Origin of the sequence: Paenibacillus sp. FSL H8-0034 (genome assembly GCF_038000305.1) — a bacterium.
In the GTDB taxonomy this organism is placed as follows: Bacteria; Bacillota; Bacilli; order Paenibacillales; family NBRC-103111; genus Paenibacillus_S.
This window is the reverse complement of the sequence record NZ_JBBOBS010000001.1, coordinates 8,097,288-8,120,317: the sequence shown is the minus strand read 5'-3', so window position 1 is coordinate 8,120,317 and position 23,030 is coordinate 8,097,288. Positions and strand designations below refer to the sequence as shown.

Genomic DNA, 23,030 nt, shown 5'->3' with positions numbered 1-23,030 from the left:
AGGGGATTGTGGGATGAAAAAGACACGTTATTATCCGTTTGAGCGCAATCGCTATTTTTATGGGAAGCTGTTGACCGTTCGTGACTTTGAATCGGAGCAGAAATATTTTAATGACAAGCGGCGTTTGATGAATCGACTGCTGCACGGTACGGGCGTGATTACAGGCTTGCAGGTCATCGCCGTGGATGATAAATCAGTCTCTGTGGAAATGGGAGCCGCTATTGATGCGCTCGGCCGGGAAATTATCATTCCTTCTCCGGTGACACTTAAGCTGTCGATGATGCAGGGATTCTCGAACAACGAGTACGCCAAAAATGTGTATCTGTGTCTGGCCTACGATGAGAAGGGCAAGGAACCGGTTCATTCGGTAGCGAATGCAGCTGTTCGATCCGATGAAATTAGCGAATATAATCGTATGCTGGAAAGCTATAAGCTGTTTATACGCGAGGAAGCCCCCGACCCTTCTGTATTCCCTATCGAGAGCATCATGGAGCAGACCCGTGTACTGTATCAGGATGGACACATTCGTATACTGCAGCGAACACCACGTTATGTGAATCCGGGACAGCTGTTTGATGTGACCTTTGTTATCGAAAAGACGCTGCAGGCAGCCAAAATATCCTTTGATTTCGAATTGATTGGACATCAGCTGCAGGCTGAGCATGACGCTAAAGTCGTGTTCAATGAACCCCAGGAGCGGCAGGAAACCGAATATGAGGTAACGGTAAAGCTGCGTGCAGACAGCTCATCGCGAGGCAAGGCGACTGTCGGGATTAGACAGGATCATGCAGTTCTGCGAATAGGCGATAAGCAGGTCAGCCTGTCCTCAGCTAGAGCCAATGAAGTGATGATAGTGGCTGGGGCCGTTGATAAGCAGTGGGTAGATGATTTTGTGAACCGTTCGCTGGAGGACTCCCTGGACTCACCTTCCGACCCCTGCATTTACCTGGCCCGAATTAGTCTACTGCAAATGGGTCCGACCTATATGATTGAAAAAGTCGATCAGGTTCCATTCAACGAATACGTGTACAACGCCTCTGCCCTGCATAAGCTGAAAGGCAAGGATAGCTCTGTACAGGCAACGCCGATCAGCAGTTCGATAACAGCCAAATCGAGTCTCAGAAAAATAGCGGGCAGCCAGGAGCCTGAGCTTAACGTTACCTTCAACAAGGACAAAGGTGAGCTTAACTTTGATCTGGGGCTTCCTGAAGTACAATCCGGCGATCAGGTACGGACAGGTGTCGTTGAAATACCGATAGCTTCCTTGAATAAATTCGCGGCTTCACCCTTTGGCCGTGGGGGCAAAAGCTATGTATCCGCCGAGATCGAGCATGGTCTTGGCCAAGGCAGCCTGTTCATTTATACAGGGATTGAGGAAACCAATGAAGACTATATTTCCGACATTTTGAGCAGCAGTGAACGCTTGTACTCTGGCTCAACAGATGTATTCAAAGGCAGCGAGCATGAGACGAGCGGTCCAGACGTCAAGATCGGAACCGTGTTATATCCGCAAAAGGGTACGTTCCGCATCGGTGTGAGGCTGCAGCAGCCTACGGAGGCGACGCAAATCAATATCCGTTGGTGGGCCTTCAAAAAGGCGACTGAAAGCGGAGCGGGCAGCGACGATACCGTCGATATTTCTTCGTTGGAAGCGGCTAGCGGAAGGGAAGAGCAAGCTTAAGAAATTAAATCTATAAAGTGCTTACCGCTAGAAGTCCGGTGAAGAACGAGCGCAGCGAGACTTATTCACCGGACTTCTAGCAGATGACAAGTTATGTAGGTAAAGGTCGGCCTTCCGTAAGGGGAAAGGCCGACTTTTCTATCTTGGCTCGGCAACCGCTGCACGTCTCATAAATCGGTCAGCAACACGATTAAACCCATACGATTCATACAAAGAGTGGGCGTCTTTGGTTCCGAGCAACCCATTGATTCCTTGCAAGGCTTCGGAGTTAATAATCGTCTCAACCAATTTTTTACCGATTCCTTGACCGCGATACTGTTCATCAATGAACACATCACACAAATAATACATTGTAGCTCCGTCCGTAATGACTCTTGCAAAGCCAATCTGCCGATTCTGATCATAGACACCATAACAAAGCGAATGTTCGATGGCTTTTTGTGTTTTCTCAATCGGACGTTCGTTGGCCCAATAGCTTCTGGACAAAAATCCACCGATGATGTCGATATCCAGCTTTGTTTTGTCATCGCTGATTGTATACGTGTTGAAGGTTACTTCCAATTTGCAACACTCCTCGTAAATAAATGTTATGGTGAGTCTATGAATCTGTTTTCTAAGCGGCATGGAAGTATATACGTTCGTATACTACCAAGAGCAAGGTTGAAATGGTAATCTATTGAGTAGGAAGACGTATGAATCTCCTCATAGATTCCATAATTACTGATTCCATACTAACGTTTGAAATTCCTTTTAACAAAAATCCATCTTATATGTAAAATAATGCGTATGTTTTGGCTTTGAATAACGAAGCCGAGCTAGTTGACGACCTATGCTGGGGGTCGTTTTCTTCATGTTAAGGAGGTGCTTCATGGAAAAGCATGCTGTTGGCGATACGCTGGAGCGGGTTGAGCGGCAATTTTTTGTTGGACGTATGGAGGAACTAGACCGTTTTGACTTGTTCATGAAGGAAAAGGATCGCCCAAAGTTTATTTTCAATGTGTACGGTACTGGCGGCGTCGGCAAAAGCTACCTGCTGCGTGAGCTGAGACGCTGTGCCCAAACTGCCGGACATAGGGTCTGCTGGCTGGATACGCAGGCGATTCAGCATACACCAGAAGCTTTTATGACAAGCATTATGGAAGCAATCCAACTGCAGGTAGGGAATACATCTGCTGCAGCGGACATGCATGCTGCCATACCATCCCTGCAGGCTTGTTTTGGCGTAGTGAACAAACTTGCGGAAAAGCAGCGCATGATTCTGTTCCTTGATGAGTACGAGTGTATTCATGGACTGGATACGTGGCTGCGTGATACGTTCTTTCGCGGTTTGCATCGTAATGTCCAGGTAGTTATCGCTGGTCGTGCTCCACTTGATGGCTCCTGGGTGTCTTCTCCAGCGTGGAGACAGTGCTTGGTACAGATCCCGCTTCGCAACTTTAATAAGCTTGAGGCCCTGAACTATCTCGAGAAGCATGGTATTGGTGATACCTCCGACATCGAGCGTGTTTGGATGGCAACGGATGGACATCCACTGTATGTATCATTAATGATTCCTCTGCTGTACAGCCAGACTCCGTTTCAATGGCCTGTCGCTAATCTGATCTCTGAATTGGTGGATCGTTGGTTCAAAGAGACGGTCGGAGCCGAAATTCGCAGTTTGTTAGAGTACGGATCGATTCCAAGAAGCTTTAATCAGGAGCTGTTGGGTGTATTGCGAGGTTCTACGATTTCGGATGACGAATTTGCTGCTATTACCCGAATTTCTTTTGTCAAAGCTAATGTACGGGGCTGGGCGATGCAGGCACAAGTGAGGGAGGCTATTCATTGCCAGTTCAAAAGGAACAAGCCCAATGAGTATCGGCTCAGCTTAGCGAGGTGCGCCAATTATTGGGTAAACCTACTTCAAAAAGGTGCAGGGCCCTTGCAAGCAGCAGCGGCTACCCGTGACTTCATTGGCTGTGTAGCAAATTCAATGGTCAGATCTGTTCTGCCCTATACCGACGAGAGGTCGGATAATCGGCTGGAAACGATGGATAGACATAATTTTGCCGAGGTTGAACGTTATGTGGAAAAGCGGAGGCTGAACGCGAAGATGAAGCAGGCACACTACCCAGATGTTCAGAATGAGCACACCTACAGCCTGCACTTGCCAGCTCAACAGGACGAAAAGCGTGCTGAGCTTGTACGACCGGAGGATTGGCTGGCAATGGGGCTGGATTCTATCAAGCTGTTGAAAAATCGTTCCGGCTCGATGATCGGTTTGGCTGCAGCGATACCGATCAACCGATTGACGCTAACCTATATGGCAGAGCAGCCTGTCTCTCGTTCCTATTTCAATGCACTATCCGAGTCTGAGAAAATGGCGCTGGCCGTTCCGGGCCATACACAGGCAGGCTGGTTTCTTCGTGTGCTGGATGTGGAGCAGGCTGACGACAGTGCTGCGCGTTCAGAGCTGATGGACCATTTCCTTGGCTACCTGCAGTACGGTAATTTGCTGTTGACGTCCACTTCCCTGCCTTTTTATCAGAAGCTGCTGCTGGGACTCGGATTTCGTGAAGTTGAAGCTGCTGTTCATTATGATTATGGCGAGGATACGCCTGCTCTCACCTATATGCTTGACCTGCGTGAGGAGCATTTTCAATCGTATTTGCTCGGAATGGCCAAAATGGCAGGCATTTCAATAGCTGCATCGGAATTTGTATTAACTGACCGGGAGCGGGAGATCGCCCGTTACATTATTGAAGGGCTTACGAACAAAGAAATCTCCCAACGCTTATATGTCAGTGAAATTACGGTCAAGAAGCACGTCTCCCACATTTATGAGAAGGTTGGGGTGAATAGACGGGGACAGCTCATCAAGCTGTTGATGGAACAAGCCGCATTTTGATCAGCAGATCGTGAACGTTCTAACCGTAGCTGCTGTTTCCGTATAAGCAGGGACCAGGCCGATTTCGTGTATCCGGGTTTTTGCGATGATCTTTGCGGGATAAGACAAGGTCTGCTGCTTCTGGAGTGGAAAGGGTGTAAGCTGCAGTTGATCTGGGCTGATCCATTCGGGAACAAGAGCAGAGCCATCCAGAAAAGATGATTTAAGATGAAAGCCTTCTTTGTACGGCAGCAATTCCTTGTTCTTGGAGGTTCCAGGGTCCTGCGCGCATAAATATAGTGAAAGCTCGTCGCATAGCTGGAGCAGATTCAAGTGATGCTCCAGAAGCTGGGCGCCATCATGGTTGAGTAGCCCGAGCTTTTTTGTCATTTGCAGCTGCTCTTGCTTAAGACGTTCCATGTGCGGCATCGCCCGTTCATGAAAACCGCCTACCATATAGGCAAGAGCCCCGGATTGAAAGCTCGTGTAATGTAAGCCGACGAGCAAAGCTGCATATTCACTCAATTCCCCAATCTCCTGTAGACCACGGTGATAAAAGGGAAGCCGCAGCAGCAACGGCAAATCCTCGACTCCGTATGGCTTGTGGCGAATATCATTCCATAATGGCACTTCATCAAGATCGATCCATCCACGATCATGCTCCATGACTGCAAGCTGAAAATCCTCAAGCCTTGTACGGCTGCCAATCACATTCATATGAAGAAGCTTTGCAAGCTCCCCGGCCAGTCTGCTATGGTCGTACTGCTTCACCATGACAAAATGATGTTCTGTACTGTATACAATCATCCTGTACATCCTCTCTTCTTTATGCCTTACGTTATTCAAACTATAGCACGCAGGGTAGAGTGGCTGTAGTATACGAACGTATATGATTATGGCTGCAGATGCTGGCATAGATGAACCCTAATGTCGCCTATTGAATGACTTTGGATCTGACCATACTGGGAGTCTATAAGGAATCGGTTGTTAAAATCTGAGCTACCCATTGATAGCAAGCTTCCAATTGTTCATCACTAATGAGTTGGGAGCGATGCTCGAACATGATTTTGATGGTCGGGTTCTTTTCTTTGATGATAAGTAAATAGTCCTCGATCGGTGCCCAGCCGTCATCCGGGCTTAGATCAGGCAATACCGGGAATTTCTTGTGCTCGATACGATCCGTTACTTTAATATTGGATAAATGCAGGAGATGTGCGTATGGGGCATACCTGCGAATAATGGCTCTTGAGTTGAAGTTTGGATCAATGCACTCCTGCAGATACAGCCTGCTCGTATCCAGGCATAATCGAATGTTCGGGTAACGCCGCAATAAGGATTCCAGAAAATCCGTTTCGTAAATATAGGGATTCAAAGCGTCCAATTCCAGTACAGGAATGAACGCATAAGCTTTGCCTTTTGCAGACAGCCATTCAAATAAATAGTCACTCTTTTCCTGAAATTCTTCGAATGACAACTCACTCTCATACACATATTCCCGTCTATCCTCAAAATACCAAAGCGTCCAATCTACACGATCGTCCAAAATTACAGGCTTGGGATAATGAAACAAGATATAGTCTGGGTGGACAGCAGTTGCATACTCCAATTCTTCTTCTACCGATGCAAAGGCTTGTTGGCGGGCGGCATCATCCTGCGATAAAAATAAAGCATCCCTTAACGGATACGCACCGGCGCGCAGCGGGAAATGAATACCAACCTGGAAGCCTCCTCGTCTGGACTCGTGAATCAGATTTAACATATCCTGCTCCTGCTCAAACAGGCAAGCCTCAATGCCGTAAAAATTATTGCGAAAGTCGCGATGAAATTTGGTGAAATCAAAGCCGCCATATTGGCCTATCATAAATGTGTTCATCGGAGAGCTCCTTCTTGGCAATTTAAGAAAAAAAGGGATGTCACGTAAGGTCTTGTTGACCTTAGGGGACATCCTCTAGCTGCTGGATACGAGTTAATTCGCCGGCTTTGTCGGTATAATTTCAAGCTGGGTAGCGGTATTGCCAGTTGCGCGGTGAGTGAAAGTAAGCAGATAATCATCCTTATAATAGCTATTGGTATAGCTTCCCGGTTGGTCAGCCCGCTTGAGCTCCAGAATCCGGTAGCCCAGCGCATTCGGCTGCTTGGGGTCGGTAAAGGTTTCTACAGCAGGAACGATAAGAGCCAGCGGCTTGCTTCCCCATAAGGTGAACGAGGTAACAGTAGCCTCCTTGGGGTTGGCAGGAGATGCACTGACAATAAAGGTCATCTGATAATTCGGATAGCCCAGCTTCAGCTCGATAGTATCGCTCGCTGCGGCGGCAGTACCGCCGTTAGTCGCATTGTCGGCAGTAATTCCGTTCACACCCGCTGTGCCATCTGTGCCTATACCAGGCAAGGTTGTTCTTGCGGTATTACCAGCCGCCCCAGTTGCACCTTGGTTAGCCCCGCCAGTTACTGCTGTTCCACCTGCCCCTGCAGTACCTCCAGCGGCTCCTGCATTGGCATCGTTTAAGGCGGCCAGCGGATCAGGCATACCGAGCAGGGTGACCTCAGCTGGCTTACCGAGTATATCCTCAAGCTTTTTACTCGAAAGGCCGATATAGCCCTGCAGGTTCACGTTACCGCTTACGAAGAATGATTTCAGCACAGGGGATCCGTCCGCATCGAATAAGGTCCCGATACCATCGTACATACCGTTTTTGAAATCACCCTTGTACAGGGTTCTGCCTGCCTCATCCATCACTTCGCCTACACCATGGTATACGTTATTGATAAAGCCGCCTTTATACGTAACGAGGCCTTTATCGCTTGTGGCGACACCTTCTCCGTTATAAGAGCCCGCCGTAAAGGCGCCTTTGTATTTAAGCATCCCGTTTTCATGGAATTCACTGCCTTCTCCCGAAAACTTGCCGTTTTGGAAGGCTCCATCATAGAGCATAATGCCTTTGCTGTTGAATAGCTTCCCTGCGCCGTTGAACTCGTTTCCAGCAAAATCTCCCTCGTACAGCAAAATCCCGGTTGCATCGAACAGCTTGCCTGCACCACTGTATTTCCCTGCGTGGAACGCACCATCATATTGGATGCCGCCGTTTGGATAGAACAGCTTGCCCGCACCGCCGTATTGACCATTTTGGAATTCACCGATGTAGCGCACCTTTTGATCCGGGGTATAGAGAGTGCCAAGTCCATTGTAAGCGTCAGCGACAAATAGCCCTTTGTAAAGCAGTCTGCCCTGATCATCGTTCAAGGTGCCTGCGCCACTTCTTTGTCCTTTGTCAAAAGCTCCCTCGTAGAGCAGCACACCTTGTTTGCCGTAGAGTTTACCGGTCCCTGCATACAGCCCGTCAACAAGCTCGCCTTCGTATCGAGCACCCTGCTGTTCATCGACAACCTTGGCTTTTCCCGAGAACGCAGAGGTTTTAGGCGTATTTTCCTGCAAAACGGTCGGTCGATTAAACCACTTATTTACAAAAACGGGGGGACGAATAAATATAAAGTAGGAAAGCAGCAAAATGATGAGAAAACAGATCAGCAGCAGACGCTTGGACACATAGTAGTACCCGATTGGCACATAGTTGCTGAGAGAGGATTCCTTGGTTCCCAGCATGGTCTTCAGGAAAGCCTGGAATTTTTTGATAAGAGCCATGGTGAATGCTCTAAATTTAAACATGGGCTTCAACATCTTGGTAAATATAGGGGATACAACCGGCCTGAAGATCGTATCCATGGTTTTCACGAATGCATTCACGTTCTCACTCCTATTGCAGGATCGCCCACATGCCATCACGAAGGCTGTAAACCGTATCTTTTCCTGTCTGACGCTTGCTTATGGCACTTGAATGGTTGCTTGTCCGGGATTGACTACTTGAATGACGCCACCCCAATTGCACATGCATTTGGAGCTGTTGTTGAGGGCGGGCATGTTGGCCACCAGTACGGTTGGAGCGCCTGGCGCCCAAGGTGCCGCTGTAACAGGAACGCAGGGCATAGGGGTTAATACGCCAAAAGCGGCTGCAGTTGCAGCGGCGACTGTGGGGTTAGCTGGAGAGTTGCACATACCAAAAGGCATGATGTTCAGCATCGGCTTGTTATCCATAATATTGGCAATGGGCATGGAGGTCATTACCAGATTGGCAGGGAGCACGTTCAAGGTGCCTGGAGCAGCACCAAAGCTGCATTGCAGCATTGCGCCTCCGCAGACGAGTATACCCATCGAATCTACCACCTTATCCTCATATTAGCGCGTACACGAGCTGTGAATCTATAGTTTCATAGTACTAAATAAAGCGGAAAGCAGCAATAAATTCCTTTTCCTGCTAAGAACTGCAGCAAGAATTGTCGATAAATAAGATGCGAGATTGCTGGAGTTGATGTACTATGAATGTAATGTTATTTAACGTCGGAGGGGTTTGAATTGGTGTCTGTGCAACGTGTTGGAGCTTGTCTCGTACTGCTCCTTTTGTTGAATCAAGGACTCATGTTAACAGTGTTCGCTGCTCCTGGGGATCAGATCAAGGATTTGCCATTACAAGAGGCCATCCAACTGGGCATTAAGAACAGTCAGGAAATTCGGGACGCCAAGTCAGACATAACCAAAAAGAATGCAGAACTGGTACAGGCACAGTATGCGGTGCAAAGCGAGGAAGCCAAGGATTCGAGTTTATTCGCCAAGCCGCGAAATTTGAGCAAGGACCTGCAAATTCGTTTAAAAGTTCCAGAAGCACGTAAGCAGCAGTTGATTGCTAATGAGGCACTGCGAAGCAAGACTTTGTCTGTGCAATATGAGATGGAAAAGCTGTATGGGAACGCTCTTCAGGGACTGCTGGCAGAAAATGCGGCACGTAAAAAGCTGGATACGGCCAAGAGCCAGCTGGAGGGCGTGAGAAACAAGCAGAAATTCGGATTAGCCGATCAGGCGGCCCGTGATCAAGCCGAGAAGAGCTTGGAGCAAGCGGCATCAGGCTTGAAGCTGGCACAGCTTTCGTACAAATCGAGTCTGCTGGCACTTGGGGACAAGGTGGGAATGGATCTGCAGGATGGCGTCAAGCTGTCCTACATACAGGATTACGGTGATCTGAACCAAGCCATGCTGGAAAAATACAGCGCCAATGCTCAAAAGACGAACCTGCCCTTGCTTCAGGATCGTGAGGACCGCAGACTCGCGGACATGAAGGTGGATGTGTCTCGCAAGCTGTATGCCTCCAAGTTCGGCGAAGCCCGCATGCGGGTGATTGAAAGCATGTACAAGGCCAAGGACATTGATTATGACCTGTTCATGGCTGGCTATGATGCTACGCTTGCGGGTATTCAGCAGGATTGGGAGGGCTTTATGTGGCTTGCTATTTTCCCGATTCCGAAGGTGCTGCTGCAGGGAGAGTATGATGGCATTCGTTATTTTGACGATATTCGCCAATCGCTGCCCATTTCGATGATGGATCAGAATAAAGCGGTTCTGAAGGAAAAAGACAGTCTGAAAAATGTGATATTATCCATTCGTCAATCTTACCTTGATGCCAAAGGTGCGGAGGAGGCTTATGCGCAGACCCTGAGGGAGCGGGATAAAGCGGCAGCTGATGTTGCTGCAGCAGGGCAGAAGTTCAAGCTGGGCTTTATGAAGGCAGAGGAGCTGCAATTGGTGGTGGATGCCAAGGATCAGGCTGAGCTGACGGTGCTGAATAGCTGGATCAGCTACAAGCAGGCGCTGGGCAAGCTGAATGTCGATACAGGTGGTGCAGTTGAGCCTACATATAAGGAAGGGATTTTGCCATACCGTGAGATTGATGATGGACTTGCGAAGATCAATCCCGCTGCCCCTGAATCGAAGGCTCAGGAAGGAAGCTGGAACCTCCAGCCGAAGATTGGCACATTGATTAGCGAGTTCTCTATTAAAGTCGACAAGAAGCTGGATGTGACGGATTATGCGTTATTTACAGCGGGTGGCAAACAGATTGGCAAAAAAGAACCGATTCAAAAGCCAGTAAGCGAGCTCAGCCTGCTGTTCGGTGAGCCCGAGGGCTTAAGGGTCATCTTATATAGGGACAAGGAGATTGTGGCTGAAAGTATTCCCGCCGGTTATGGAGCTGCGGGCACACTGAAGCTGGACCCTCCTGGTGAGTTTGCAGCAAATCCTGCCGTTACCGGAGCTGTCGCAGCACCGAAGAAGGGTGAACCACCTGCTGATGCGGGCACTACGCTGATGATCGGAACGTTTCGGATAGCCCTCGATGCGCTGACGCCTGAGCTGTACACGGCTGCCAAGGGGACGATGGCCGAATCGGGACAAGGGATATTGATAAAGTCAGAGCTGACAGGCGGCGTATGGGTTTCAGCCGATCAAATGATTAATTTGCAGGCCTTGGAAAATCCGAAGGGCGACGCCGTCATAGGGTCGGAGAAGCTGGCTTCATTTAAGCTGACGGTTGAGGTAAGTCCTAACGGACAGCTGGCCCCACTGCTTCCAGCAGCACAGATGAACGTCGAGCTGGAAACTTTGAAAAAGGAGCAGGAGCAGCTCAAGGTGGACAAGGAAAAGGCGCTTGCAGCGAATAAGGCTGCCGATACCTTGGAGCTCTCTATAAAGCTGAAGGAATCCGAGGCAAAATCTGCCTTCATACAGGCTTTGTTAAGCGGAAATCAGCTGGAAGCGCTCAAGCAGGTTGCGCTGTTGAATAATCCGGAGGCGCTAGCCAAGCAGCTGGAAGCTGACGTTGCAGCCGCTGGTACCCTGCAGAATGGCGGTAGTGGAGGAACAGGGACCACAGGGGGTACAAACACTGGTGGAACCGCAGGTACAACTGGAAATTCGGGAAGTGAGGCAGGCAGTGGGGCAACTGGAGGCTCTTCCGGTGGTAGCAGCGGAGCAGCACCCGGTGGTACCGGAAACGGAGCAGGAGCAGGCACTGCTGCGGGTGCAGGTAGCGTGGCTCAGCAGGCTGCACTAACGCACCGTCAGGAAGAGCTGGAGCTACTGGTGAAGCAGGCCATAACCTCGGGTGACGCCCGGGCTGCAGCCGCACAGCTGACTTCGCTCATGGATACAGCTGGCAAGCTGGCCATATTGGAAAGCGGAAGCGCAGATACTATGCAGGCACTGCAGGATGCGCTTATCAAGCTGCAGGAAGCGCAGCAAGCGGCTCAAGGACAGAAGGACACAGGCAAAGTCGAGCAGCTTGAAGGCTCAATTCACTCTTTAAACCTGATGCTTCTGACCGTACAGAAGGAAGCTCTCTTTGCCAAGCTGGATACGATTAACGGGCTATCTGCGGAGCTGCTGAAGGATGCGCAAGGGAACTTGTCGGCAACGGCGCAGCTGCCGGCAGCTCTGCTGGAGCAGCTGGCAGCAGAAAGCAAACAGACGATTGCACAGATTGGCCAAATTGAGCTTGCCAAATATACGCCCGAACAGATGCAGGAGCTTACGTCAGCCACTGCGGAAATTGAACAGTCCTGGGGAGCACATGCACGGATTTTCCCGATAGAAAGTGTCATTTCGCCCAATTTAGTAGTCTCTTTTTCCGCTCCTCCTGTTATAATGAATGAAAAGGTATTTTTACCAGTAAGACCTGTTTCCGAAGCATTCGGAGCTATGGTGATGTGGGATGCTGAACAGCATTCCGTAACGATCAGTCTGGATAACACAACGATAGTTTGCAGCATAGATAATCCGGTCGGTTATGTTGATGGAGAGGCTGTTGCTCTGGAGACCATGCCCGTTATGATAGCGGGGAGAACCTATGTGCCGCTGCGCTTTGTAGCGGAGCTGTTGGGCATGCAGGTAGATTGGGATGACGGTACGAAAACCATTCGGATTTCTGCCGATTAGGACAAGCGAAGGCTTGCGAAATCGAGGCGATGAAGAACGATGAAGAAATGGGTAGTAGCTCTGCTGCTCACAGTGCTGATTGTGGCTTCAGGTTATGTTGTATACCAAAAAAGCGACGTTATGACAAGCTCACCCTGGCAGCGTAATGTGCCTTTGGGCAGTATTTCCAAAGCGATAACGGATAAGCAGAACAACCTCTATGTGATTCATAACTCGAAGAAAAGCATTGTTAAGCTGGACCCGCAAGGGACTGTCCTCTATACCATCAAGACGAATGATACGCTTAGCGACATTCACAGCTTCAACGGACTTGCAGTAGACAACGAAGGCAACCTGTATACGAGTAAAATGACGCTGGACCCTTATGGGCTTGCCGTCAAGTCGGAGCGGATCGTTCGATTCTCTCCAACGGGTCAGGAGGAGGACAGTTTCTTTCCTCTGAGTTATTCCAATCCTGCAGAGGCGAAGCGATTCAGGTATGGCAGCTTGAAATCGTTGGATGTGCAAAATGATGTATTGACCTTCTTTGTCGAGAATGGTGACAAGGTAACCATGTATCGGATGCCAACAGGAGGGGAATTGGGAGCTACACCTCAACCTGCCGGTTCCTGGCAGCTGCCCGCTGGTAAGTTTGTGGCTGGTGTTGTTGGCAATAGCGCCAATCTGGTCTATATCACAGCACGCAGTGGTGAAATATACCGCATTAACGATGGGGGGCAGGCCGAGCAGATTTATCCTTTAGCAGGCGTCGATCGAACCCGGAGGAACTTCCCTGAGCAGCTGCAGCTCGATAAATCAGGGCGTCTGGTGTATATCGACTACAATGCTCAAGCGGTAAGCAGACTGGACCCGGCACAGCCTTATGTGATCGAAGCGTTGTTAACAGTGGAAAAAGCGAATCAGCAGGGGATCGATTTATCCTTCGAGGATATGACCAGCATCAGTGTAGGTGCGGACAACGGATTGATCACCATGCACGAAAAGCAAATTATTCGCCAAAATCCGGATGGAACGATCCAACCGCCGATAGTGGAAGGAAGTTATGCTTCTTCACAAATATTTTATAAATGGTTGATTTGGGCGATTGCGCTGGTCGGAGTGCTGCTGCTCGGCTTCGCGATCAGACTGTTTTACATACATATCATGCTTCGTCGTATTTCTTTGATGCTGAAGCAGATGATGGTGTTCATTCCGATCATTGTCGGTTCGATGATTTTGTTATCCTATTTTATTTACACCGATTTTACGGAAAAAATGGAGAACGAAACATTGAGCGAGCTGTCCTTGCTGGCGCGAAACGGTCGTAATCTGATCGATGGCGACAAGCTGGAACGGATGAATTCCCCGCTGGATTACAAAACCGCCGATTATAAGGTGTTCCGCCAAAAAATGGATTCGATCTTTGAGGATACCGGAGACAATGATGACGGGGGATTCTATAAAGCGCTGTATAAATACGAGAACGGTACGATATACCGGATGATTGAAGATGCGGACGATGTAAATATGTTCAATCCGTTCCCCAAAACGCCGAAGAACACGAGGGTCGTGGAGCTCGGTACCGTGGAGACGGATCAATGGCAGGATGATACCGGATTTTGGATGTATGCAATTGGTCCTATATTTAACAGCTCTGGCAAAGTTGTCGGTGTGTTTGAAACAAGTAAAAACATGGAGGGTATTTTGCAGCATCGCCAAAAGATTTTACGCAATATTATCCAAACGATTGCCGTTATTACTGTGGTGCTGCTGGCGATTGTGCTGCTAACCTCTTATTATATTCTTTCCTCCATTCGCAAGCTGCGTAATTCGGCAGTCGCCATTTCCAAAGGAAATTGGGAGACAGTCGTTGATATTCGCACACGGGATGAAGTTGCCGACCTCGGGGACAGCTTTAATGTGATGGCTGCGCATATTCGCAGCTACATTGCCAAGGTCACTCGGGTAAGTGAAGCGTATTATCGGTTCGTACCCCAGCAATTTTTGAGGTTTCTGGATAAGGACAGTATTCTGGATGTCGAGTTGGGCGATCAGGTTGAGCAGGAAATGGGCATTTTGACCGTTAATATTCGCTCATTCTATCTGTTATCCAAGAGGTTGACACCCGAGGAAAATTTTAACTTTGTGAACTCGTATTTAAATCGTTTTGGTCCATTTATCCGCAATAATGATGGGATGATCAACAAATATCAGGGCGCCGGCTTTATGGCTCTGTTCCCCAAGAGATCAGATGAGGCGCTGCTGGCGGGCATTGGAATCATCAAGGAGCTGGAGATTTATAATGCACACCGGGCCAGCTGCAATTACGCACCGATTGACATGGGAATAGGGCTGCACAAGGGTCCGCTTCGACTCGGTATTATCGGAGAGGAGCAGCGGCTGGAGGGCAATGTCATATCCGATGATGTTTATCTGGCCAGCGTATTGGAAAAAATCACCGAGCCGTTAGGTGCGAGCATTCTCGTTTCCAGCTACATTATCGACTCGCTTCAGGCCAAAAGCAGCTTTCAATACCGCAACCTTGGGCTGATCCGGATTGAGGGGAAGGATGAGCCGCTGCAGCTGTATGATGTTTATCAAGGTGAGCCGGATACGCTGAGAGCGTTGAAGGAAAAAACAAAGACAAAGTTTGAGCAGGCGATATCCTTGTATCAGGTCGGACGTTTTTATGACGCAAGAGAGGCGTTCCTCCAGGTGATCAAAGCAAATCGCCAAGATAAAGCTGCCAAGCTGTACTTCTATTTATGTGATGAATACTTCCAGAATGGTACAACCGAGGATTGGAATGGAACCTTGTCCGTCTCTTAGTCTATTAGAATGGAGCAATCGATCATGAGTAAGGTCATATTTCAGGTGCATGCCATGCAAAATGAGAGGGACGCGGAGCGAGTCAGCCAATTTTTTCTCTCCAAGGATGCTTTTGATGATCAGAACCATACGCCAGGGGAGCTTGTGCATTTTAGCAAATGGCCGCGAGAAAGTTTGCAAATTCCGAACCATCGGCATTGGTATGTGGAGAATGAAAACGAGCAAATTATCGCTGTCATCAGTACACGGGAAAACGAACACAGAACGGGCGGTTATTTGTGGGACTATCTGGTTGTACATAGGGAATACCGCAACCTTGGGATTGCCAAGCAGTTGTATGAAACCATGCTTGAATTTATAGAGCAGCAGAGCGGGCGTTACATCTTGACTTATACATGTGATCTGCCCCAATACGCCTCCGTGCAAAACATGTTCGCTAAGCTCGGATTTCAATTGATTGGCAATTATCCCAACTATTATTATGAGGGTGAAGCCAGGCTTGCTTATTGGAAAAAGCTTTAGCCATACACCGAAACCACTCTGCAGATCACACACGGCAGGCAAGACAGATTATATAGGATTGGACTTGATGATGTGGCTGGTACTTTATTCCGATTACTTGGGCTGCGTACAGAGGACTCGCGTAAGCTTTGGGTTATGCTGCCGGTCTTTTATTTTGCCGGTATTGCAGAGTTATTAAGCTATACGGCTTTTATGGCACTTTTTAATCAAAGGTTTGGTGTGCAATTTCTACCATTTGTGTACATTGCAGAAGCGATTATTATGCCGCTTGAGGGCTGGCTGCTGGCCAAGCTGGCGGAAAAGCTGCCGAAGGCCAAGCTGATGCGAACGATGTACCTCCTGATGACAGGGGTCCTGCTGGTCAATGGGCTGATCCTGATTGGCTTTAAAGCAGGAGGCTGGGATTACCAATGGTATTATCCGATCCTGTTTATTTCGTCGAACTTTGTCGTTCGCCAGCTGACGCTGCTGCTGTGGAGTACAGCATTTGACCTCTGCCCGACTCAACAGGCCAAGCGGTTAATGCCGATATTCGTCGGAGCGGCTACTGTAGGCGGGATAACCGCCGGTTTTATTGCCCAGCAGGTCGGAAGATGGTCGGGGACAGAGGTTGTCTATATGCTGGCACCCTTGTTCCTGTTGATTGGTTTGTTTAATTTCCGTAAGGCGATAGCCAGGTATCTGGTCCCCTTAACCCTTAAAGATGACAAGCAGCTGCATAAGCAGGAACCGGCTGTCCAGGGAGAAGCATCGGCTTTATCCGGCCATTACTATAAACAGTTGATAAAAAGTCCGTTTCTGCTATGTGCTGTAGGTTTGATGACCTTAATGCCGGCTCTCTATTTTTTAATGGAGTACCAATATTTCACGACCACTGAAAAGGCGTTCCCGATCGAACGTGATTTGACAGCTTATTATGGATTGATCATTACGATCCAATTCTCGGCCTCGCTGCTGCTCCAGACGTTCTCGGGACGGTTAATGAATTGGCTGGGCGCCAGCAACATGTTGTTGGCTATATCGATTGTGTTTATGTTCGGCTTCGGCCTATCGGCCTTATTTCTGGGTACGGGTTACGCACTGGCTGTCGTGTCAGCGACCTATGCACTGTTTTATATTTTACTTTATTATACGGCTGAGCCCTGCTACCAATTGTTTTTCAAAATGCTTCCGATTAATCAGAGGGATGGCATTCGGTATGTATCACAAGCGATTGCGGCATCCGGCGGTATATTGCTGGGTGCATTGCTATCGCTCCTGCATTCCAAAGGGATTTTAAGTCTGGATTCCGTTGCGATAATCGGTGTGGTTGTCGCCTTATTATTGATTGTAATTGCCTGGTTCGGACGCAGCTTGTATATTAAGGAATTAATCAAAAGCGTGCAGTCCTTTCAAGCCGATTTTTCGGAAATGGCTGTTGCCTTTCTGGGAGGTATGCGCAGCACGAAAATGCTGCAGGGGGTGTTGGAGCATCTCCATAATCCAAATGATTATGTGCGCGAGGTTGCGCTTGAATTAATCGGCAAAGCGAAAGATTCCTCTTACCTGCCAAGACTGGTCAAGCTCGTTGACGACCATAATCCGCGTATTCGTGTGGCTGCTCTGCGTGCGATGAGCTTGCAAAGGGCAACGATCCAGGAGCTGGTGCAGGTGGCTTCCCTGCTGGAGGATGAAGAAGTCGATGTGAGGGTTGAATGTGTGCGATTGATAGCCAGAGCCGGGCACATGCAAAGTCAGGCGCATTATTTTATCCGGCTGAAGCTGTTGGATACGCATCCCCGGGTCGTCGCAGAAGCGGTCAAGGCGCTGTATGCACTTGGCAGTGAAGAAAGCTTCTCCGCGTGTGATGAAGCCATTATTAAGCTGCTGGATAACGGTGGGGATTGGGCCGTGTATGGCTGCCGTACGGTTGCTGATTTAGGCTTGTCGAGCTACAGCGATTGGGTCATGTCGCTATTGGAGGATCAACGGCCGGCAGTTCGGGTAGCTGCTGCGCAGTGCCTGGGCAGACTGCAATATGATGAAGCGATCGGCTCATTGCTTCCGATGTACCCGATGGCTGACCAAGAGATGCGTAAAGCGATTATCCAGGCACTTATCGATATGGGGGACAAAGGTATTGCCGCGCTAATGGAAGGGCTGCAGTATCCGAATCCTTTTATATGGGACGCTTGTGTCGCCGCACTCGCCCATCTGCTTGACGAGGCCCGAATCCGTGAAACCTTGGTTGACTCATGCATTCAGCGTCTGCAAGGCTCCAATCAGGACAGGGTGCTGTCAGCTGCCATAGCAAAGCTTAAGATGGAAGGTTTGGCGGAGCTGGCCGAGCAGCGATTAAATGAAATTCGCGATGTTATATGTGATGCGGCGTGGGTTGTTCTGGCGAAGCTGGCCGATGAAAGAGTTGTTCAGGTTGTCCGGGAAAGTGTCCAGGATAAGGACGAAGAAATTCGCGAGAACGGCCTTGAGGTGTTGGCCGAAGGACTCGGGGATCGCAAGCTCGCCTATGCTCTGCTCGATATGCTGAAGACCTCAATGGACGTGTTAGACCACGGAGAAATCGCTGATCCGAGAGCTGTGATTGAACAGGCTGGTCTGGGATCGGATGACTGGCTGCGGGATATCGCACAACATGCGTTAAGTGAGGAGGAGCAAGTCGTTATGCCGAATGAGAAGAAGCTGTTAACGATGCTAGACAAGGTGCTATTTTTGAAGCAGGTTTCCTTATTTTCCAATGTATCCGTCGATGAGCTTGGTCTCATTGCCGGCATTACACAAGAGCAGGTATTTCCTGATCAGGCACTGCTGCTGCGTCAAGGGGAAGCGAATTCTAACGTATACCTCATTGTAGATGGTCATGTGGAGCTTAGCCTGGTAACGAGCAATGGCGGAGAGGGCACCATCGGTGTCTTGGGTGCCAAAGAAGTATTTGGCGAAAGTACGGCATTGGATCAATCCGTATCAGGGGTTACCGCACAGGCGATATTTGATGAGGTTCGCGTGCTGACACTGGGAGGCGAAGGCTTGGCGAGACTGATCCGGTTGTATCCGGAGATAGGCATTGGCTTACTGCATGCATCAAGTGCGCGTGTCCGTCTACTTGAATCGATGCTGATGAAGATGGCATAACCCAATGGAAAGCAGGGGATGTTGTGAGCGGCGAGTGTCAACAAATTGAGCTGACAAATAATCTTGAAGAGCTTGCGCGACTGGAAGCTTGGCTAGCCTCGTGGGCAGAACAGATGTCTGTTGATTCAAAGACGCTGTTTCAGCTTAACCTTGTCTGTGATGAATTGGTTACGAATACGATCCTATATGGCTGTCAATCAGGTGTCGCACATACGATCAGGATTTCGATATGGGTAAGTGTGAATAATATCGAGCTGACGATTATGGATGATGGGATGGCATTTGATCCGCTGTCGCTGCCTTCCCCGGATGTTCGGGCATCTGTGGAGGAGCGCAGGATTGGCGGGCTGGGGATTCATTTTGTCCGGGAATCCATGGATGAAGCTACTTATGAACGAGTCGACAATTTGAACATACTGCACTTGAAGAGAATAGGGTGGAAAACCCGATAGTTACAAATTTTCTATGAAAACTTAAAGCCAATGCTTACAAAACGAGTTTTCTACGAAAACTTTTAGGAGGGAAATAGGGGCATGAATGTAACGGAACGAACGGTGGGCGATATTGCGATTGTTGCTATTGAAGGAAGATTGGATGCCAACACATCGGGGGTGCTGGAAGTCACGTTTGTGCAGCTGGTTGATCAGGGACGGACGAAATTCATATTCAATCTCTCCAAGCTTGACTATGTGAGCAGCGCAGGTCTGCGTATATTACTTGTGGCTGCTAAGAAAATGAAGGCGCTTAAAGGCAGTCTGGCACTGATTGAAATGACTGACAATGTTCGTGAAGTATTTGATATGTCGGGTTTTAGTGCGATTTTCTCGATTTATGCGACTGAGGCTGAAGCGACTCAGGCTTTATCTGAGTAAGCAGAGAGGGATGCCTAGAGGCAGGTGACACAAGCATGGGTGATTTACCATATGGCTGGATGCTAGCGTTCCTGGTTTTGCTGCTTGCTTTGGGGGCTGTTGAATGGAGGCGGCGTACGGCTGAAAGAGAGCTGTCGCGCACTTTGCAGCTTTTTGAAGTCAGCCAGGAGATGAATTCAACGATCTATAAGCAGGATCTATTGCAAAAAATTATGGATACGACATCCAGCGTTACGGATGCAGAGGCGTCGTCGGTAATTCTGGTCGACACAGAAAAAGGGGAGCTGTTCTTCGAGCTGGCGCTTGGGGAAAAAGGTGGCCAGATTCGCGAAATCCGCCTGGCGATGGGTGAAGGTATCGCAGGCTGGGTGGCCCAGTCGGGTGAGTCCGTGAAAATCGATGATGCTGCCAGCGATTCGCGGTGGTCCTCGAAGGTAGCCAATCGGGTGGATTATCCGACACGTAACCTGATGTGTGTGCCCATGACGAATAAAGGTGAAATTATCGGAGTGCTTCAGGTGTTGAATAAACGTAATGGGAAGCATTTTAGTGATAAAGATTTGAAGCTGCTGCAGTCGATTGCATCACCGACCGCAATATCCTTGGAAAACGCGATGCTGTATGAGGCGTTGGAGAAATCGATTCAAGCATTAAAAGATACGGTTGCAGCCAAAGAGCGGATGGAGAGCGAGCTGCGGATTGCGAGTGATATTCAATTGGGCTTCCTGCCACAGCGTGTGACATCGTTGAGATCAATTCCTGCGCTATCGAATGCTGGCCTGGTCGATGATAGCGAGGATGCGCCAACGGCTTCCGAACTGCTGGTAGCGGATTGTGTACGTTCGATGATTCGTCCGGCGAGAGAAGTTGGCGGCGACTTTTACGATTATTTTATGGTTGGAGATTCGAAGCTGTTTTTTACACTCGGGGATGTATCGGATAAAGGGATTCCTGCCGCTTTGTTTATGGCGGTCACCATGACGCTTATTAAAGGTAAGATGAAGGCGAATATGACACCCGGACAGCTGCTAACGGAAGTGAATCGGGAGCTGTACAAGGATGAATCGGCGATGTTTGCAACGATATTTTGCGGTGTGCTGGACATGGTGACCGGAGAATTAATCTACAGCGATGGCGGTCATTGCACCCCCTATACGATTCGTGAGGGTGGAGGTTTGGAGCCGTTGATTGGAGTCAAAGGGCTTCCATTGGGTGTGCTTGAAGATATGGAATATAGCGACAATACAGCCTGCCTGCGACATGGAGAACGCATTCTTTTGTATACAGATGGAATCAGTGAGGCTGAGGATGTACAGTTACAGCAATACGGGATGACGCGCTTGCGGGAGCTTGTGGGTTCGGAGCACCATCTGGCAATGGATGCATTGATGCTGCGGATATTGCAGGATGTTGATTCGTTTACAGCAGGTGCAAAGCAATCTGACGATATTGCGATGCTGCTGATTAAGTGTGTGGGCAAGTGAATCATGATTGAATAGAGTCAGAAATATACGCTCCCATCTCAAGAATATGGTATAGTTGAGTTAACGTATTCAACCAGCAGCGTGTTCATCATAAGATAGATTGTGCTTACGAAGTTAGTTTGCTTCGCAAACTCTAAGGAGGTAAAGCATGCATACCCATCAACCACGTCATCATAGTAAATCCAGCACGGAAGCCACATTACAAAAAAAGACAGCAGCGGCTAAGGATCAAGTAAGTCATTCAGCCACAGCAGGTTCTTCCGAGGCGATGAGCTTGCAAGAAGTAATTGGAAATCGTAATGTGCAAAGAATGCTGGTCGGTGGTTCTGCTGGTAAAATGCCGATTCAGGCGAAAATGACCGTAGGCCCTGTTGGTGATAAGTATGAGCAGGAAGCGGATCAGGTTGCTGGACAAGTTGTACAACAACTTCAAATGCGGTCTGCTGCTGGAGCGATCCAGCGCGAATCGGAAGGCGGCGAGCTGGAAGAGGAAGAGCTGCAGATGAAACCTGAGATCGGAGCGATCCAGCGCGAATCGGAAGGCGGGGAGCTGGAAGAGGAAGAGCTGCAGATGAAGCCGGAGATCGGAGCGATCCAGCGCGAATCGGAAGGCGGCGAGCTGGAAGAGGAAGAGCTGCAGATGAAGCCGGAGATCGGAGCGATTCAGCGCGAATCGGAAGGCGGCGAGCTGGAAGAGGAGGAGCTGCAGATGAAACCGGAGATTGGAGCGATCCAGCGCGAATCGGAAGGCGGCGAGCTGGAAGAGGAAGAGCTGCAGATGAAGCCGGAGATCGGAGCGATCCAGCGCGAATCGGAAGGCGGCGAGCTGGAAGGGGAAGAGCTGCAGATGAAGTCGGCAGGCGAAGGCTTTGATGTGACACCTTCCATTGAGCAGCGAATTCAATCGAAAAGTGGCAGTGGCTCCAAGATGGATGGGAATACCTTATCAGGGATGGAGCAGGCTTTCGGGGCTGACTTTGGAGATGTTTCGATCCATCATGACTCAGAAGCGGGAGACATTAGCAGATCGATTGGTGCTCAAGCTTTTACACAGGGTAAGGACGTATTTTTTGGCAACGGAAAGTACGATCCCGGCAGTCAAGGCGGACAGGAATTGTTAGCCCACGAGCTGACTCATGTCGTTCAGCAAACAGGTGGCTCCAGATCGTAATGAACGAGCGTGAAGATTGAAAATTAACCAGATTGATTGCTATATAAAAGGCGCTTTGGAGTTAACGACAGCCTTTAGCTCCAAAGCGCCTTTTGATTTGCGGTTTAACGTTGCTTTAAGTGCGTGATCAAAAGGTGACTTTTTGAACAACCTCTTTAAGGGTTATCTCTATTGCTGTGGAAACGAATTCATCGACGACGATTGTACTTGTGTATTCGTTTGCGAAGCTTGAATTAATCCATTCATTTGCTGAATCGTTTGTTCAATTCGCTGCTGGGTTTCAAACAGGCGTCTTTTTTGGGCATCAAGCTGGATATCGATTTGGGATTGAGCTTTTTGCAGATCGTCCTGAACTTGCATCAGCTGCTGTTGGGTTTGTCTGATTTGTTGAGTAAAGTTACTCAGACCTGATGAGGTTAACGCTTGCTGGGCTTGCTGCGCCTGCTGCATCTGCTGCATTTGCTGATCTTGCAGAAATTGCTGATAAGATGGATTCATTGGAGCCATGAATGGCAACCTCCCTGTAATGGTTATTGTTTGTAAGCCTGATTTTGCTTCTTTTTCCAATTTGCTCTAATAGGTTGTGATAAAAGGATGTACTTTATACAACCTGAGCATCCTAAGATTGTTCATATGCATAAATATGGAGTAGTTAACTTTTAAAAACATACTTACATTATG

The 23,030-nt window shown here is 48.9% G+C and carries 16 protein-coding genes; 10 read left to right on the top strand and 6 right to left on the bottom strand.

The features are described from left to right. Positions 1-13 precede the first annotated feature (13 nt). Positions 14-1,681: a hypothetical protein gene (locus NST47_RS36215; RefSeq protein ID WP_341159428.1), complete on the top strand. Its 1,668-nt coding sequence runs from the start codon at positions 14-16 to the stop codon at positions 1,679-1,681. Between the two features lie 138 nt (positions 1,682-1,819). On the opposite strand, the gene NST47_RS36210 is transcribed toward NST47_RS36215, so the two are convergent. Then, positions 1,820-2,242, bottom strand: a complete 423-nt coding sequence (locus NST47_RS36210) for a GNAT family N-acetyltransferase (RefSeq protein WP_341159427.1) — start codon at positions 2,240-2,242, stop codon at positions 1,820-1,822. Between the two features lie 307 nt (positions 2,243-2,549). On the opposite strand from NST47_RS36210, the gene NST47_RS36205 reads away from it, so the two are divergent. After that, positions 2,550-4,568 carry a LuxR C-terminal-related transcriptional regulator gene (locus NST47_RS36205; protein WP_341159426.1) on the top strand — a complete coding sequence of 673 codons (2,019 nt, stop codon included), beginning with the start codon at positions 2,550-2,552 and terminating at the stop codon, positions 4,566-4,568. Here the strand turns inward: NST47_RS36205 and NST47_RS36200 are convergent, their stop codons facing one another. The 4 genes from NST47_RS36200 to NST47_RS36185 form a co-directional block, all read right to left on the bottom strand. Beyond that, positions 4,569-5,354 carry a DUF3891 family protein gene (locus NST47_RS36200; protein ID WP_341159425.1) on the bottom strand — a complete coding sequence of 262 codons (786 nt, stop codon included), beginning with the start codon at positions 5,352-5,354 and terminating at the stop codon, positions 4,569-4,571. It lies immediately after the preceding gene. 163 nt (positions 5,355-5,517) lie between these two features. Next, on the bottom strand, positions 5,518-6,420 hold the full coding sequence (locus tag NST47_RS36195; protein ID WP_341159424.1) for a sugar phosphate isomerase/epimerase: 903 nt from the start codon (positions 6,418-6,420) through the stop codon (positions 5,518-5,520). Positions 6,421-6,513: 93 nt separating this feature from the next. Then, entirely contained in the window at positions 6,514-8,289 is a 1,776-nt protein-coding gene (locus NST47_RS36190; RefSeq protein WP_341159423.1) for an MORN repeat-containing protein, read from the bottom strand. A 78-nt stretch (positions 8,290-8,367) separates the two neighbouring features. Further along, positions 8,368-8,754, bottom strand: coding sequence for a DUF4280 domain-containing protein (locus tag NST47_RS36185; RefSeq protein WP_076230390.1), 387 nt, complete (start codon positions 8,752-8,754; stop codon positions 8,368-8,370). Between the two features lie 204 nt (positions 8,755-8,958). On the opposite strand from NST47_RS36185, the gene NST47_RS36180 reads away from it, so the two are divergent. The 8 genes from NST47_RS36180 (at position 8,959) to NST47_RS36145 (ending at position 22,349) form a co-directional block, all read left to right on the top strand. Continuing rightward, the gene (locus NST47_RS36180; RefSeq protein WP_341159422.1) at positions 8,959-12,363 is read left to right on the top strand and encodes a stalk domain-containing protein; all 3,405 of its coding nucleotides are present in this window, start codon (positions 8,959-8,961) and stop codon (positions 12,361-12,363) included. A gap of 39 nt (positions 12,364-12,402) precedes the next feature. Further along, on the top strand, positions 12,403-15,171 hold the full coding sequence (locus NST47_RS36175; protein WP_341159421.1) for an adenylate/guanylate cyclase domain-containing protein: 2,769 nt from the start codon (positions 12,403-12,405) through the stop codon (positions 15,169-15,171). A gap of 9 nt (positions 15,172-15,180) precedes the next feature. Continuing rightward, the gene (locus NST47_RS36170) at positions 15,181-15,693 is read left to right on the top strand and encodes a GNAT family N-acetyltransferase (protein WP_341159420.1); all 513 of its coding nucleotides are present in this window, start codon (positions 15,181-15,183) and stop codon (positions 15,691-15,693) included. 72 nt (positions 15,694-15,765) lie between these two features. Then, a complete protein-coding gene (locus tag NST47_RS36165) occupies positions 15,766-18,822 on the top strand; it encodes a HEAT repeat domain-containing protein (protein ID WP_341159419.1) in 3,057 nt (1,018 codons plus the stop codon). A gap of 23 nt (positions 18,823-18,845) precedes the next feature. After that, on the top strand, positions 18,846-19,274 hold the full coding sequence (locus NST47_RS36160) for an ATP-binding protein (RefSeq protein ID WP_341159418.1): 429 nt from the start codon (positions 18,846-18,848) through the stop codon (positions 19,272-19,274). Between the two features lie 81 nt (positions 19,275-19,355). Continuing rightward, the gene (locus NST47_RS36155; RefSeq protein ID WP_341159417.1) at positions 19,356-19,694 is read left to right on the top strand and encodes an STAS domain-containing protein; all 339 of its coding nucleotides are present in this window, start codon (positions 19,356-19,358) and stop codon (positions 19,692-19,694) included. 35 nt (positions 19,695-19,729) lie between these two features. Next, positions 19,730-21,178: a GAF domain-containing SpoIIE family protein phosphatase gene (locus NST47_RS36150; RefSeq protein WP_341159416.1), complete on the top strand. Its 1,449-nt coding sequence runs from the start codon at positions 19,730-19,732 to the stop codon at positions 21,176-21,178. Between the two features lie 148 nt (positions 21,179-21,326). Then, a complete protein-coding gene (locus NST47_RS36145; RefSeq protein WP_341159415.1) occupies positions 21,327-22,349 on the top strand; it encodes an eCIS core domain-containing protein in 1,023 nt (340 codons plus the stop codon). A 168-nt stretch (positions 22,350-22,517) separates the two neighbouring features. Here NST47_RS36145 and NST47_RS36140 read toward each other — a convergent pair whose 3' ends face one another. Continuing rightward, complete coding sequence (locus tag NST47_RS36140; protein WP_341159414.1) at positions 22,518-22,856, bottom strand: hypothetical protein; 339 nt, start codon at positions 22,854-22,856, stop codon at positions 22,518-22,520. Between the last annotated feature and the right edge of the window lie 174 nt (positions 22,857-23,030).